Origin of the sequence: Pseudoxanthomonas sp. 22568, assembly GCF_052044485.1 — a bacterium.
Lineage (GTDB): Bacteria > Pseudomonadota > Gammaproteobacteria > Xanthomonadales > Xanthomonadaceae > Pseudoxanthomonas_A > Pseudoxanthomonas_A beigongshangi.
Genome location: NZ_JBQENC010000008.1, coordinates 96,001 through 109,829 on the forward strand (window position 1 = coordinate 96,001; position 13,829 = coordinate 109,829).

Consider the following 13,829-nt stretch of genomic DNA (forward strand, 5'->3'; position numbering starts at 1 on the left):
TGACGACGCGAAGGACGTTTCATCCGGTCAGAAATCGAATGTCACGCTGGCGAAGTAGGTACGGGGATCGCCCAGGAACATGTAGGTGGCCGATCCGCCAATCCAGTACGTCTTGTCGAACAGGTTGTTGATGCCCGCGCGATAGGTGACGGCATGGCCACCGACAATCTGCTGATACTTCGCCGATACGTCGTAGAGGGTATAGCTTGGGGTCTTGATGGTGAGCAGCCTGGCGGTGTTCTGGTAGGCGACGGTTTCACCCGTGTAGCGCGCTTGGGCAGAGAACGAAAGCCCCTCCACCGCCGGAACGGAATAGTCCGCATGCACCGAACCGCTGTATCGGTACGAACCAGGCACTTTCTTGTCGATCAGCCAGGCGGAGGAGGAGTTCAGATAGTCGGCCTTGTCCAGCCAGACGAATGAACCGCCTACCTGCAGATTCTGGCCCAGGCGCAGATCCAGGGATCCGTCCAGGCCCTGGTAGCGGCTGATTCCGCTCTGGACCCACACATTGCTTTCGTTGGCGTAGGCCGTACCCCGGTCTACCCTGAAAGCCGATATGGCCGAGCGGACCGTCCTGCTGTCATTCTTGAACCCGATCTCCCATTGCTTGCTGGTATTGGGATCCAGCAACTGACCATAATTGACATACTGCGCGCCCACGGTGCTGCCGGGTTCCAGCGCTTCGGAGTAGCTGGCATACACGGTCGTTTCGGCGCGGGGTTTGAACATGACCGCCAGCGTCGGCGTCGTCTCCTCGGTCCGGATGTTGAGCGTGTTGCGGGTATAGCTTGTCGCCGAAGCGAAGCTGTATTGAGTCTGCGACTGCTCGTAGCGGGTGAATCGGACACCGGCGATGGCCAGCCAGTGCGGGCTCAACTGGATGGTGTCGCTGACGAACAGGGCCTGCTGCCTGTTCCAGTTGTTGGGGAACCGACTCTGGTCCTCGACGGCGATCGGTGCATAGGAGAAGTCCATCCGGGTGTACAGGTTGCGATAACCGTAGTTCCGGTAGCCGGGATACTGGTGGGAGAGACCGCGCGTCTCGCGTTGCTTGATCATGGTCGCGCCCAGGGCCAGCTTGTGGTTCATGCCGAACACGTCGAGGTCGCCATTGACCAGCAACTGGACGGCATCATTGTTGTATATCTGCAGGCTCTCGAAGGTGCGATCCTGATAGCGCCCGGTGGCGTCGAGCAGGGTCAGGTATCCCTTTGAATACGCCTGCTCCGTCTTGCTGTGGGTGAACCTCAGATCGGCATCCCATGACGGAGCCAGTTGCCAGTTCAGGGCGGCGCCCACGTACAGGAAGCTGGGATTGTCGAAGGCTTCCGACGCCTGTGCGTTCCGGTCCACGCCCTTCGGGCTGGGCAGATCGCTCTGGTTGTAGGAGGTGAGGAACACCATCGGTGCGGGCTTGGTGAACTCCGACTTCAGGTAGATGGTGTCGAAAGACAGCTTGAGGGCGTCGGTGATGCCGGCTTGCAGGGCGAGCGAAAACGCACTGCGCTTGACCCCCGTGCCGGTGGACGTGGTTCCATCCTCGTGTACCGCGTTGATCCGGTATCCCACGCCACTGCCGTCTTCCGCGCCACGACCGATGTCCACATGCCCCTTGAGGATGTTGTTGGAGGTCCAGCCGATGTCGGCGCTCAGCTGGAAGCCTTCAACCGGCTTCTTGGTGACATAGTTGACCGCGCCGCCGGGGGAGGTGAAGCCATACATGAAGCCGGAGGCGCCTTTCAGGAGCTGGATCTGATCCATGACCTCGATGGGCAGGCTCAGGCCCCAGGTCGTCACCGGCACACCGTTGATTTTCTGGCTGCCATCGGTGGAGGAAATCGGGATGCCCCGGACCGAAATGAACGATGACCAGCCCGTATAGGCGCTGCCGGCTTGGCGGGTGACGCTGGCGTCGGAGACGAAGGCGTCGTACAGCGAGGCTGGCTGCTTGTCCTGCAACGCCTCGAAGGGCACGGCGGAAATGGAGAACGGTGTGTTGAGGCGGGATACGACGCCCAGCGCCCCACCGGTCACGTCCTTGATTTCGCGAGTGCCCTTGGTGATCACGCGTCCCAATTCCTTGACCTCGGTACCTTCGCCTGCGGCGGTGGTGTCTTCCGCCTGCTGGGCGTGCGCCGGGATGGCTCCGAGCGCCAGGATCGAGGCGATCGTGCAGCTGAGAAGCGCTGCCTTCTTCCGCAGCAATGGCGATGGATTCGGCAGGCCCCTCGGATCGTCGACAAACAGGTTCATGGGTGGTTCCTTTATTGGCGGAAGGCTGGGATGGGACGCGGCATTCTCGAAAGACCTGGTTCAATGGCCGCATTCGTGTGGGACGGAAAGCCCTGCGTGGCCGACGTTCGTGGACGGCATGATCGAGGACAGTTCAGGTTCAATAACGCTGGTTCGGAATTTGAAATCTGTTCACGACGCTTGCTTCTCGTTTCTGGAATCCAGGCACTGTCGTTGCATCGGCAAGCAGGAACGTTCGTCGTTTGCGGAAACCGCGTGGCATCAGTCGGGCACACGGATGCGCTGCGGTTCGGGAAGTGGTCGGTCCTGTGTGAGGCTGGGCAGGCGCTGGCGCGTGCGCTCCACGAGTTCGGGATCCAGATCCGAAAGGACGATGACCGGCTCGTCCCCGCCGCCCGCCAGTACTTCTCCGAATGGGGCGATGACACGACTGTTTCCGAACACCCGCAGGCCGGCACGCTCGCCGCATTGCGCCGGCGCGACGACATAACTTCCCGTTTCTATGGCACGTGCGCGCAGCAGGGTTTCCCAATGCAGCGGGCCGGTGATGATCGAGAACGAGGCCGGCACCATCAGCACGTTCGCGCCGGCCTTGGCCAGGGCGCGGTACAGATGCGGGAAACGCAGGTCATAGCAGATCGACAGGCCCAGGGTCAGGCCGAGCGGGGCGATTTCCACCAAGACAGGTGCATTCTCGCCCGCACGGACACTGGCCGATTCCTGGAAATCACCCGCGCCACCCAGCTTGACGTCGAAGGTATGCAGCTTGTCGTAGCGGGCGACCACATGGCCGCTCGGCGAGATCACATGGCTGCGGTTCCAGACCTGGCGATCATCCTCGGTGCGGACCAGCAGCGAACCCGTGTGCACCCAGATGCCGAGTTCGGAGGCCAGCGTGCGGCAGAGCAGGAGCGTGCTGTCTTCGGCTTCAGGGACACATGCGGCTGGGTAGCCATGGACATCGGGCAGGAGAATGTTTGCCGCTTCCGGCAGGCAGACCAGGCGGGCGCCGGCGACGGCCGCCTCGGTCATCGCCCGGGCGATGTTGCGGTTGTTCACGGCCACGTCCACGCCCGTGCAAAGCTGGACGGCGGCGATGCGGACGGTCTGGTTCATGCGTTCCCTCCGGGCGGGGCGTCATGCAGAGCAAGGAACGATGCGACTTCCCGCATGGTTTTTTCGCGCTCCTCGACATGGCACATGTGGGCGGATTCCTCCATCAGCACCCAGCGGGCGCCCTTGATGTATTCCACGTAGGCCGCCACGCAGGCCGGCGTTGCCTCGTCGTAACGGCCGGATATCACCAGGGTCGGGACATTCACGGCGGACAGACGCGACTGGATGTCCCACTCGCGCAGGGTTCCGATCACGTGGAACTCGGTCGGGCCATTCATGGTGCGGTAGACGGTGGGATCGTCCTCAAGCGCCGCGAATGTGCGCCGCACCTCGTCCGGCCATACGGGCAGGCGACAGACATGGCGGCGGTAAAATACTTCCGTCGCTGCCAAGTACTCCGGGTGAGCGTAATCGCCGCTGGCCTCGTGCCGGTCCAGCGCTTCGCGCACGTCGGCGGGCAGATCCGCGCGCAGGCGCTTCGCTTCGCTGACCCACAGTGGAAACGACGAGGGGGAGGAGGCGATGACCAGTGCATTGAGTCCCGACGGACGGAGCACCGCGTGTTCCGCCGCCAGCATTCCGCCCCAGGATTGTCCCAGCAGGTTGTAGCGCTCCTGGATGCCGAGATGCCGCACCAGGTTTTCCATTTCCCCCAGGAACAGGGAAACCGTCCAGAATTCCGGATCGGCCTGGCGCAGGTGGGTCGAGCGCCCGTTTCCCAACTGATCGTAGTGGATGACCGCGCGGCCATCCGCCGCGAGATCGGTAAAGGCTTCAAGATAGTCGTGCGTACAGCCCGGACCGCCATGGGCGACAATCAGGGGCGCTTTCCCCGACTGTAGATCCCCGGTGACGCGGTACCATGTCTGGTGCCCCAGGTAGGGCACATGGCCTTCATATTGCGCTGCACGAACAGGCATCGGATCTCTCATCGCCGGGGAAAATCCCGTTGGCGACAAGAGTCCCTACCGCGGAATTCCACCACAACTACAAAAAATTACAGTTCTATTGCATACCCGGATGGCTAGCATGGCCGTGTAGTCCTGGATGGGCGTCCCGGGGCCGGCTGCTGCCGGATTCGGCCTCGCCCGACAGGGGATCTTTCAAAACTGGCACATCAATCCGATCGGGTACTCAGGTAGCCGAAATGCGCGGCGCGGGCGATGGCCTGTGCACGGTTCCTCCCCCCCAGCTTGCGGGCCGCCGACTGCAGGTGCAGCACGACCGTGGATTCGGAACGCTTGAGTTTCCAGGCTATCTGCTTGGTTGAAAGCCCCTGGGCCGCAAGTGATATGCACTCGCGCTCACGGCTACTGAGCTTTATCCCCACAGGCGTGAGTTCGTTCCTGCCGAACAGTCCCGAGATCCTGTCGTTTGCCGCATGCGCCAGATAGGCGAACTGCATGACGCACAGATCCAGTATTTCGCGCATCGACGAGAAGCTCTCGTCATGCCAGAGGCCGGTCATCGTTGCAAATCCGTTGCCGGGCATATGCAGGGGCACGGTTACCCCGCGCGAGTACCGCCAGTCGCACAGGATCGTCGACACCGCGGTCGCAGTCTCGTCCAGACTGGACTGCAACACGGAGGCTTCGTCCCGGTGGTAGGACCAGAAGAACGGACAGGAGCCCTTCAGCGCCAAGGCCTGCACGGGATCCTTCTGGTAGAGGCCCTGGCGGACCCAGAGATCACGCATTTCCGCCGGCAGGTTGCAAGGTTCCACCACGCTGGGTGTCATCAGCACGCCTTCCGGCGTGGTGGGCACCGGTGCGAAGTCGTAGATGACCGCGTCGAAGCCAATCCTGCGGGCGATGGACAGTGCCTGATCCAGGCAGTCGGGAATGTTGCTTGCCACCGGTACGAGGTCAAGCAATGCCGGTGATCGTTCAACCTGGTGCATGGTGAAACCCTGTCATGGCAATTCCACCAGGTCCTTCAATGTGGCATTGGCGGATTCAAACTCCCGAGCCGTCTCCGTCAGCCGGGCTGATCAACACGAGCCTACCCCTGTTTCTTCGCTGCATCCTGGCCACCCTTCCCTGGACCCGGCGTAAGCACCATTGCCGCTCCCGCGCCGCATCCCCGGTTCAGCGCCGCCGCTGCGGCGTCCCGGAGCCATCATAGCGCGTAGTCCGACCCTGCCAAGCGGCGTTGATCCGGTCCCCGGTGACCGTGGCGACGAATTGATGTGCCAGGAAGAACGTGCGGTTTCCGTTTTCCGGCCCCGGAGTTCCACCATCAACAGCAATCCCCAAAACAGGTCCCCTTCTCGATCGGCGAGGCCGGCCGCGCAGTCGCCCGCAGGCCATCCTGAAGCCGCCTCGCAGTTTCCGGCGCGGGTCCGGTGTTCGTGGCGGCGGCATGGACGGACATCTCCGGTGACCTGCGGCAGCCACGGTTGCACGTGGGTCGGACAGCCGTCGTCCGCGCGCATCGCCGTCCCGCGGGTTACCGGCGGGCGCATTCCCGCCCGCGGCGCGCACTTCGTGGCTGCCGCAAAAGACGCTCCCGCCGTCTCCTGCCTCGATCATCGCCAAGGCGATGACCGCACCCTTCTTCCACGACAATCCGGACGCCTGCCATGAATCCGTCGTTGCGGCCAAATCGTGTCCTGCACAAGTTGAGGAACAGGCAAGCCGCGCGCGGCGCCTGGCTGTTCATGGGCAGCGCCACGGTGACGGAGGTGATGTGCTCCGCCAATCTGGACGCGTTGATCATCGATCTCGAGCATACCCCGTCGAACCCCGGCAGCGCGTTGGACCAGCTGCGCGCGGCGGGGCGTTCGGACACCACCATGTTGGCCCGGGTCGATGGCGCCGCCAGCACGCTCATCAAGCCGCTGCTGGACGCCGGCGCCGAGGGCATCCTCGCCCCCAACGTGGAGTCCGCCGAGGAGGCGGCGCAACTCGTCGCGGCCTGTCGTTATCCACCCTTGGGGAAGCGCGGGCTCCACTACACCGTTTCGCGCGCGGCCGGCTGGGGCGAGCACGCGGCCACATTCGAGGCGCATGCCGCCGACAATACGCTGGTCGTGGCGATGATCGAGTCGGCAACGGGCGTGGCCGCGATTCCAGAAATCGCCAAGGTCGGCGGCGTGGACATGCTGTTCTTCGGACCGCTCGACCTGTCGGCCAGCATCAATCTGGCCGGGCGCTACGATGCCCCGGAGTTCCTCGAACTGTGGCACGAGGGCGAGCGCCGCTGCCTGGAGAGCGGCCTCGCACTGGGCGGAACCGTCCTGCCTGGCCACGGCGTGGCACGGCTGGTGGAGCGTGGTTATCGATTCGTCACCGTGGGCGCGGACGTGGCGTTCCTGCGGCGGGGCCTGCTGGCCCAAGTGCAGGAGTCGTCCGGGTGAACGCGCCTTCCGAGTCCCCATCCACCAACACCGGCACTTCCCTGCAAAGGAACGAACCCATGCCACTCGGCCGATATCGCATCGCTCCCCATCCGGATCCGCTACCCGCCGCGCTGTTGGCCTCGATGGCGCGGGTGGAAACCTCGACCGTCGGCCATGGCGTTCCCTGGGGCCTGATGTCCAGGGGCATCCGCCCGGTGGCGCCGGGCCTGCGGATGCTCGGCAATGCCGTCACGCTGTCGATACCCGGGGCGGATTCGACTCTCCTGCACCACGCACTGTCCCTGCTGCGGCCTGGCGACGTCCTGGTGATCGATCGCCTGGGAGACGATCGCCACGCGTGCTGGGGCGGCATCGTCACCGCGGCCGCGCAACGCGCCGGCGCCGTGGGTGCGATCATCGACGGCCCTTGCACAGACTTGGCGGAGATCCGTGCCAGCGGGTTTCCGCTCTGGTGCCGGGGAACCTCGCCGGTGACCACACGCCTGCTCGACTGGGGCGGGCGCCTCAATCATCCGATCTCCTGCGGCGGTGTCGTGGTCAGTCCCGGCGACGTCGTTCTGGCCGACGAGGACGGCGTGCTGGTGCTGGCGCGTCAGGAGGCCGAGGCTGTCAGCCGGCATGCGCTGGAAGTGCAGGACATCGCCGCCAGCCTGTTGGAGGAGGTGCACGCCGGTAATTTTCTGGGCGAACGCAGCGGAGCCAGCCTGCTCGTGCAGTCCGCACTCGCGGCGGACCGATCGTCATGAAGTATCGCCATGGGTGGGATGGAGCCACCTGGCAATTCGCCGATCTTCGCGAGTTGCTGGCCAAGGCCAGTCCGTTGCGGTCGGGGGATCAACTGGCGGGATTGACCGCGGAGTCCGAGATCGAGCGCATGGCCGCGCGGTTCTGCCTGGCCGACGTGCCCCTGAAGCGCTTCCTGCAGGAGGCGGTGATTCCCTACGAACAGGACGAGGTCACGCGACTGATCCTGGACCGCCATGATGCGACCGCCTTCGCCCCGGTTTCGCATCTGACGGTGGGAGGCTTCCGCGACTGGTTGCTTGCCGATACCACCGACAGCCGGGTACTGGCCGCTGTCGCGCCCGGAATCACGCCGGAGATGGCGGCCGCGGTGAGCAAACTGATGCGTCATCAGGATCTGATCCTGGTGGCGCGCAAATGCACCGTGGTGACCCGGTTCCGCAACACGATCGGCTTGCCGGGAACGCTCGCCGTGAGGCTCCAGCCCAACCATCCGACCGATGATCTGCGCGGCATCGCCGCCGCCATCGTGGACGGCTTGCTGTATGGCGCGGGCGATGCGGTCATCGGCATCAATCCGGCCAGCGACAACCTCGCCGTGTTGTCGGATCAGCTGCGCATGCTGGATGGCATCATCCATGGTCTGGACATCCCGACGCAGTCTTGCGTGCTGACCCACGTGACCAACAGCCTGCGAATGATGGAACAGGACGTACCGGTCGATCTGGTGTTCCAATCGGTCGCCGGGACACAAGCCGCCAATGCCAGCTTCGGCGTCGATCTCGGGCTGCTGGCCGAGGCGCACGCCGCGGCGCAGTCCCTGCGACGCGGCACGGTCGGCCAGAACGCCATGTACTTCGAGACCGGCCAGGGCAGCGCTCTCTCGGCGGGGGCGCATTCCGGCGTGGACCAACAGACCTGCGAAGCCAGGGCATACGCGGTTGCGCGCGCGTTCGACCCGTTGCTGGTCAATACCGTGGTGGGCTTCATCGGGCCGGAGTACCTGTACGACGGCAAGCAGATCATCCGCGCGGGGCTGGAGGACCATTTCTGCGGAAAGCTGATGGGCCTGCCGATGGGATGCGACGTCTGCTACACCAATCATGCGGAAGCGGACGGGGACGACATGGATACCCTGATGACGCTGCTGGCCGCGGCGGGACTGACTTACATGATGGGCGTGCCCGGCGCCGACGACGTCATGCTGATGTACCAGAGCACCTCCTTCCACGATGCCTTGTACCTGCGCAAGACGATGAAACTGGGGCGGGCCCCGGAGTTCGAGTCGTGGTTGCAGCGCATGCAACTGGCCGACGCCGACGGCCGGCTGCTGCCGGCGACGCACCCGCCGGCGGCACTGGATCGGCTGCTTGCCTTCCTGCCGTCCGGCCCGGGGGCATGAGGGCACCCATGGATATTGCCGACCCCTGGCGCGATCTTCGCCGCTTCGGTCCCGCGCGCATCGCCCTGGGCCGGAGCGGGACCAGTCTGCCGACCCGCGAATTGCTGGATTTCGGCCTGGCCCATGCCCGTGCCCGGGATGCGGTACACGCCCCTTTCGCTGCCGCTCCGGTCATCGCGGCGATTGAACGTCTTGGCCTGGATTGCGTGGAAGCGACCACCCTCGTGCATGATCGAACCGAGTATCTGCTGCGACCGGAGCGGGGACGGCATCTCTCGGCGGTGTCCGAGGCGGCGCTGCGCACGCTCGGTTCGACCAGGAAAGATTGCGATCTGGCCCTGGTGATTGCCGACGGACTGTCCGCGACCGCCGTCGAGCGCCATGCGCCCCCGTTATGCGCCGAGCTATTGCGGCATGTGCCGGCCAACTGGCAAATCGGGCCGGTCGTCGTCGCCCATCAGGCGCGGGTGGCGCTGGGCGATGAGTGCGGATTCCTGCTGCGCGCCCGGGCGGTAGTCGTGCTGATCGGGGAACGACCCGGCCTGAGCACCCCCGACAGCCTGGGCATCTACCTGACGCACGGACCCCGTCCCGGACTGACCGACGTCGCCCGCAACTGCATCTCCAACGTGCATCGGCATGGTTTGTCCCACGATATCGCGGCACGCAAACTGTGGTGGCTGATATCCGAAAGCACCCGGCTCGGCCACAGTGGCGTGGCCCTCAAGGACGACAGCGATGTGGATGCCGCGCGCTTGGCCGTTGGACCACCCGGCGCCGACATGCGAAGGTTGTCCGGCTGCGGCGGGGGCCCGGATTCCGGGGATTGACCAATGATCCTTTACCTCGCAAAGCCATCTGGAACCATGAAGGAAAATCCAATGATCCGCAGAGGCCTCCTGTTGGTTCTGTTTGCCGGTGCCGCATTCCTGGCATGGCTTCCCGCGCCGGCGACGGCCGGCCAACAGGCGCTCAGGGCCCGCGTCTACATCGACGGCGAGCTCGATTACCTGCTGTATGCGCCCGATGATCATGTCGAGCCCACAGCGCGTGTTCCACTGGTCGTCTGGCTGCACGGGGGCAACGAAGGCGGCAACGATATCGACAAGGTGAGGGCAAGCGGTCTGCCTAAGATGATCGAGCATGGCAGGAAGTTCCCTTTCTTTGTCTTCTCTCCGCAGAATCCAAGCGAGGAACTGCTTTATCCGATCGAGAGGCTGGAAAGCGTGCTGCAACAGGTACTGGCCAATCCGAGAATCGACCGCAACCGTGTCTATTTGATTGGCTACAGCCGCGGCGGCTTCGGTGCCTGGGCGATGGCCGAGCAGTTTCCGGGCATGTTTGCGGCCGTTGTGTCCATCGCCGGTGGAGCGAACCTCCAGTACCTCAACCGAACCAGCGAAAAAACCGCTTACCGGCTTTTCCATGGAACCGATGACGACGTCGTCCCGCTGTCGGTTTCCGCCCTGGTGCACGAGCGACTCAGGAGCCTGAAGCGCAATACGACCCTCACCGTGTATGAGGGTGCCAATCATGCGGCGGTGGAATCGATCGCCTTGAACGACGAGACGTTGTGGAACTGGCTGCTGCAACAAAGATCTGATGCCGCCGCCCCATGAGCACGTCCGTCTTTCGGTACCAGGCCATCTCTTATGACGGTTGCACGGATACCGTTGCTGCGATGCGGCGGGAGCGCCTGCGGCCCATGACTAGAATCAGGGCGACCACATCTTCGGGTTCCGGGAATGGCCTGTCTTCTTTCTCCACATGTTCCGGGTGCCTTCCGCGGGGTTTGATCCTCGGCTGGATGTTAGGCCTGGCCGCTCCCGCGACGCTCGCCAGGTCCGCATCTGAGCAGACGGACGATCCGCTGCTGGTCGAAGTCGAGACCACCGATGCTTGGCGGTTTGCACGGGTATTCAAGGAAACCGGCGGAACACCCACGGCCGCCCGTTTGCAGACGGACTATCTGTCCGGCGCGGGGTTCGGTGTGGAAGTTTTTACCCCGGATCGCATCGTCGATGCGGACAATCTGGCACGGGCCGTCGCGGCCCACCGTGACCGGTACCGCCACGCGATCGAGGTTTGCCTGCCGGAAGTCGAGAAAAGCAACGCACAGCTGCGCGCGGTATATCTCGCCTACGGCAGCCTGTTTCCCGGGCGCCGGTTGCCACGGGTGGCCGCGGTCTTCGGCGCAGCCAATTCCGGCGGAACCGCGGACGCGCGCAGTCAGGTGATCGGCCTGGAGGTGGCATGCCAAGGCGTCACCGGACCCGCCGACTTCCAGAAGTCCATGCGTCACCTGTTCGCACACGAAACCATCCATTCATTGCAGACGCCGATGCAGGAAGGCAGCGCCGCCCAGCGCGATCTGCTGGTATGGGCATTGCGGGAAGGTGCGGCCAACTTCTTCGCCGCATTGGTTACGGGCGGTGACCTCACCGGCGCGGACAATGCCTGGGCGATGGAGCGGGAAACGGAACTGTGGCGTGGATTCCAAACCGACCGGCGGATCATGCGGGCGCGTTGGACGCCGGGCCAGGAACCCGACGCGGCAGCCGTGAAAGCGGCGACCCGCTGGATGTGGAATGTCGGCAATCCGCCGGCAGGCTGGCCGGCGGAACTGGGTTACTGGATTGGGCACCGGATCCTGGGTGCGTACTACCAGCGGAAGCCCGACAAGCGCGCGGCCATCGCGGCCATCCTCGCCCTGGAAGATCCGGACGCGTTGCTGCGAGAAAGCGGCTATGCCGGCGGTGCGGCGGTACCTGACGGGGATCATTGAACAGGGCCGGCTCGCCGCTGCTGCTGCAGCGCCACAGCCCGGTCATGCAAATCGGACTAGACTTCCGGATCTTTCCAGAACACCGAGTGTTGCCGATGGCCCGTACGTTTCCCCCCGTTTCCCTGATAGGCGTGCCCACCGACATTGGCGCGGGGCACCGCGGCGCGCGGATGGGGCCGGATGCCCTGCGAATCGCCGGTCTCGGCGAGGCGCTGGCCGGGCGCGGGGTGGACGTGATCGACACCGGCAACGTGCAGGGACCGGCGAATCCCTGGATCGATCCGGTGCGCGGCTATCGCCACCTGGACGAAGTGGTGGCCTGGAACCATGCGCTGATGGAAGCGACCGCCGCCGAGTTGGGCAAGGGACGCCTGCCCATCATGATGGGCGGTGATCATTGCCTGGCAATCGGATCGATCACCGCCATCGCCCGTCATTGCCGCCAGCAGGGCAAGCGCCTGCGCGTGCTCTGGCTCGATGCGCATTCGGATTTCAACACCAGCGAAGTCACGCCTTCCGGCAACATCCACGGCATGCCGGTCGCGTGCCTGTGCGGCATCGGCCCGGATGCGCTGACCCGGCTGGGCGGCGACAGCCCGGCGATCACGCCGGCGATGGTGCGGCAGATCGGCATCCGCTCGGTGGATCCGGAAGAAAAGAAGCTGATCAAGGACCACGCGGTCGATGTCTACGACATGCGCTACATCGACGAAGTGGGCATGAAGCGGACCATGGAAGCGGCGCTGGAAGGCGTCGATGCCGATACCCACCTGCATGTCAGTTTCGACGTGGATTTCCTGGATCCCAGCATCGCGCCGGGCGTCGGCACCACCGTACCGGGGGGGCCGAACTACCGCGAGGCGCAGCTGGTGATGGAGATGATTGCCGATACCGGCCGGATGGGCTCCCTGGACATCGTCGAACTCAATCCGGTGCTGGACCGCCGCAACCGGACCGCCAAGCTGACCGTCGATCTGGTGGAAAGCCTGTTCGGGAAATCCACCTTGATGCGCGACTGAACCGAAGCCGGCCGCAGGCTTATTCATGCCTGAATGCCGCCCGCCGCTTTCACGTGCCGTGAACGGCCGGCTGTCCATGGTGGAACCACGCTGCAAGGGTCGCCTGCCGCACCGATGCAGCATCGTTCCACCAGGCATTTCACCAAGGAGGCGAGCATGAAACGTTGGATGGCTTTGCTGATGCTGGCGATGTTTTCCACCGCGGTCCTTTCCGGCTGCAACACCATGGCCGGCGCGGGCAAGGACGTGCAGAAGGTCGGCGAGAAGGTCGAAGACAAGGCGCAGGATTGCAAGGACGGCAAGTGCTGACGTCGTAACCCCCTTGGCGCAGCGACGAGGCGCGCCTTCCGGAAGGGCCGGCCATGCCGGCCCTTTCGTTTTCCGGAGCCTTGGTCAGCCCCGATGCAGCATGCTTTAATCAGACTCGCCGCCGCAGGGGAAGGCTGGCGCGGGAAGGTCCGCCGCCACTCCCCGGGAGCCAATATCAACCAGGAGCTTTTCCCATGAAGCGCTACGTCGCCCTGTTGTTCATCGCCATGTTCTCGATCGCCGCGCTGTCCGGCTGCAACACCGTCAAGGGGTTCGGCAAGGACGTGCAGAAAGTGGGCGAGAAGGTCGAGGACGCCTCCGGCAAGTAAGCGCCGGTCCGCGTGCGCCGGCAGTCACTGCTGGCGGGGGCGGGAAGGGAAGGGCCGGCATCCGCCGGCCTTTTTCCGTTGTGGGAGGGTGTCGGGAAATCGGGCCTCCGAGTTTCGCGGCGCGTTTTCCGGAGGAAATCCGGCGGAAATAATGTGGCGTTGACGCCGCCTTGATCGTGCGGGAATGGCCGGGTTGCGATGCTGGTCGCGCGGTGTTCCCCGCCGCGAGACCAAGAGGAAATCCCATGAACCAGGACATCATCGCCGGTAACTGGAAACAGCTGAAGGGCCGCATCCAGGCCAAATGGGGCGATCTGACCGACGACGACTTCCAGATTGCCGAAGGCAATGCCGAATACCTGGAAGGACGCCTGCAGGAACGCTACGGCTGGGGCCGCGAGCGGGCCCACGATGAAGTGAAGGCATTCGAGCGCAGCCTGCGCTCGGACATGAAGCACTGATTCGGCCGGACAACCGGTACGACGACGGGCCGCGCGAGCGGCCCGTT

Annotated in this window: 14 protein-coding genes; 10 read left to right on the plus strand and 4 right to left on the minus strand. The window is 64.4% G+C overall.

The window, feature by feature from the left end:
* Positions 1-27 precede the first annotated feature (27 nt).
* The 4 genes from ACTJI2_RS11980 to ACTJI2_RS11995 form a co-directional block, all read right to left on the minus strand.
* The gene (locus tag ACTJI2_RS11980; RefSeq protein ID WP_440842223.1) at positions 28-2,256 is read right to left on the minus strand and encodes a TonB-dependent siderophore receptor; all 2,229 of its coding nucleotides are present in this window, start codon (positions 2,254-2,256) and stop codon (positions 28-30) included.
* A 261-nt stretch (positions 2,257-2,517) separates the two neighbouring features.
* Positions 2,518-3,372: a carbon-nitrogen hydrolase family protein gene (locus ACTJI2_RS11985; RefSeq protein WP_440842224.1), complete on the minus strand. Its 855-nt coding sequence runs from the start codon at positions 3,370-3,372 to the stop codon at positions 2,518-2,520.
* Positions 3,369-4,292: a proline iminopeptidase-family hydrolase gene (locus ACTJI2_RS11990; RefSeq protein WP_440842225.1), complete on the minus strand. Its 924-nt coding sequence runs from the start codon at positions 4,290-4,292 to the stop codon at positions 3,369-3,371. Before ACTJI2_RS11990 ends, ACTJI2_RS11985 begins: the two co-directional genes overlap by 4 nt.
* A gap of 197 nt (positions 4,293-4,489) precedes the next feature.
* Entirely contained in the window at positions 4,490-5,272 is a 783-nt protein-coding gene (locus ACTJI2_RS11995; protein ID WP_440842226.1) for an autoinducer binding domain-containing protein, read from the minus strand.
* Positions 5,273-5,953: 681 nt separating this feature from the next.
* On the opposite strand from ACTJI2_RS11995, the gene ACTJI2_RS12000 reads away from it, so the two are divergent.
* The 10 genes from ACTJI2_RS12000 (at position 5,954) to ACTJI2_RS12045 (ending at position 13,782) form a co-directional block, all read left to right on the plus strand.
* Positions 5,954-6,730: an HpcH/HpaI aldolase family protein gene (locus ACTJI2_RS12000; RefSeq protein WP_440842228.1), complete on the plus strand. Its 777-nt coding sequence runs from the start codon at positions 5,954-5,956 to the stop codon at positions 6,728-6,730.
* 59 nt (positions 6,731-6,789) lie between these two features.
* Positions 6,790-7,479, plus strand: coding sequence for an RraA family protein (locus ACTJI2_RS12005; protein WP_440842229.1), 690 nt, complete (start codon positions 6,790-6,792; stop codon positions 7,477-7,479).
* Positions 7,476-8,879, plus strand: a complete 1,404-nt coding sequence (locus ACTJI2_RS12010; RefSeq protein ID WP_440842230.1) for an ethanolamine ammonia-lyase subunit EutB — start codon at positions 7,476-7,478, stop codon at positions 8,877-8,879. The genes ACTJI2_RS12005 and ACTJI2_RS12010 overlap by 4 nt, the downstream gene beginning before the upstream one ends.
* An 8-nt stretch (positions 8,880-8,887) precedes the next feature.
* A complete protein-coding gene (eutC, locus tag ACTJI2_RS12015; RefSeq protein ID WP_440842231.1) occupies positions 8,888-9,709 on the plus strand; it encodes an ethanolamine ammonia-lyase subunit EutC in 822 nt (273 codons plus the stop codon).
* A 3-nt stretch (positions 9,710-9,712) separates the two neighbouring features.
* Positions 9,713-10,498: a prolyl oligopeptidase family serine peptidase gene (locus tag ACTJI2_RS12020; RefSeq protein WP_440842232.1), complete on the plus strand. Its 786-nt coding sequence runs from the start codon at positions 9,713-9,715 to the stop codon at positions 10,496-10,498.
* Positions 10,499-10,686: 188 nt separating this feature from the next.
* On the plus strand, positions 10,687-11,664 hold the full coding sequence (locus ACTJI2_RS12025) for a DUF2268 domain-containing putative Zn-dependent protease (RefSeq protein WP_440842233.1): 978 nt from the start codon (positions 10,687-10,689) through the stop codon (positions 11,662-11,664).
* Positions 11,665-11,759: 95 nt separating this feature from the next.
* Positions 11,760-12,683, plus strand: coding sequence for an arginase (gene rocF, locus ACTJI2_RS12030; protein ID WP_183639239.1), 924 nt, complete (start codon positions 11,760-11,762; stop codon positions 12,681-12,683).
* A 156-nt stretch (positions 12,684-12,839) separates the two neighbouring features.
* Positions 12,840-12,992 (plus strand): entericidin A/B family lipoprotein, encoded by a 153-nt coding sequence (locus ACTJI2_RS12035; RefSeq protein WP_141455525.1) that lies wholly within the window; start codon positions 12,840-12,842, stop codon positions 12,990-12,992.
* Positions 12,993-13,186: 194 nt separating this feature from the next.
* Positions 13,187-13,321, plus strand: coding sequence for an entericidin A/B family lipoprotein (locus ACTJI2_RS12040; protein ID WP_141455526.1), 135 nt, complete (start codon positions 13,187-13,189; stop codon positions 13,319-13,321).
* A gap of 245 nt (positions 13,322-13,566) precedes the next feature.
* Complete coding sequence (locus tag ACTJI2_RS12045; RefSeq protein WP_141455527.1) at positions 13,567-13,782, plus strand: CsbD family protein; 216 nt, start codon at positions 13,567-13,569, stop codon at positions 13,780-13,782.
* Positions 13,783-13,829 lie beyond the last annotated feature (47 nt).